This window comes from Desulfosporosinus sp. Tol-M2 (genome assembly GCF_059735615.1).
Genome location: NZ_JCAIJG010000161.1, coordinates 1 through 1284 on the forward strand (window position 1 = coordinate 1; position 1284 = coordinate 1284).

The 1284-nt window shown below is 46.2% G+C and carries 1 protein-coding gene; it reads left to right on the plus strand.

Annotated elements, in window-relative coordinates:
• Positions 1-108 precede the first annotated feature (108 nt).
• Positions 109-1284 (plus strand): translation elongation factor 4 (lepA, locus tag AC6I5A_RS12255; RefSeq protein ID WP_034616394.1); only part of this gene is annotated, 1176 nt, incomplete at its 3' end.

Consider the following 1284-nt stretch of genomic DNA (forward strand, 5'->3'; position numbering starts at 1 on the left):
GGCGGCTTGTTGCGAAACACTCTAAATCTGATATAATCATAGGTTAGGATAGAGTGCTTAAATAAATACATCTTGGTTATCTTTAAGTTATAGAAATGAGGAAAGACCTTGGCACTAGCTTCACAACGTATTCGGAATTTTTCTATTATTGCGCATATTGATCACGGTAAATCCACGTTAGCAGACCGACTGATCGAGTATACGGGTGCCTTGAGCAAACGGGAAATGGAAGAGCAAGTTCTAGATTCCATGGATCTGGAGCGGGAGCGTGGCATCACCATTAAACTGCAAGCAGTGCAGTTAAGTTATCAGGCGAAAGATGGAGAGGTTTATGAGCTGAATCTCATTGATACGCCGGGCCATGTGGACTTTTCGTACGAGGTATCCCGCAGTTTAGCAGCTTGTGAAGGCGCGTTGTTAGTTGTCGATGCGGTCCAAGGGATTGAGGCCCAAACCTTAGCCAATGTTTATCTAGCCCTGGCAAATAATCTGGAGATTATTCCAGTAATCAATAAAATTGACCTGCCTAGCGCGGAGCCTGAGCGGGTTAAGCAAGAAATTGAAGATGTGATTGGCTTGGATGCCAGTGAAGCAATACTTGCTTCGGCAAAGACAGGAATTGGGATAGAGGAGATCCTGGAAAGGATTGTGGAAACGGTTCCACCTCCGCAAGGGGAAGATCAGGCTCCTTTGAAGGCTCTGATTTTCGACTCTAAATTTGACGCGTATAAAGGTGCTATTTCCTACGTCCGGATTGTCGAGGGACGGGTTGCCAAAGGTACGAAGATGAAAATGATGGCCTCCGGAAAGATCTTCGAAGTGACTGAAGTAGGCGTGTTTGCTCCGGCAATGCGGATAGTCGGAGAACTAAAAGCCGGTCAGGTCGGATTTATTGCTGCCAGTATTAAGAATGTCAAGGATACGCAGGTCGGTGACACAATTACGGATGAGGAAAACTGCGCCGATAAGCCGCTTCCAGGATATAGGAAGGCCATTCCGATGGTGTTTTGCGGACTTTACCCGGTTGATGTTAGCGATTATAATCGACTGCGCGATTCCCTGGAAAAGCTCCATCTTAACGATGCAAGTTTAGCCTTTGAACCTGAAACCTCAGTCGCTCTGGGTTTTGGTTATCGGTGCGGATTCCTCGGCTTACTCCACATGGAGATCGTTCAGGAACGTTTGGAGCGGGAATATGACCTTAACCTGATCACTACGGCACCCAGCGTGATTTATAAAGTAAATACCTTGAAAGGGGAAGTTATAAGCATTGATAATCCTTCA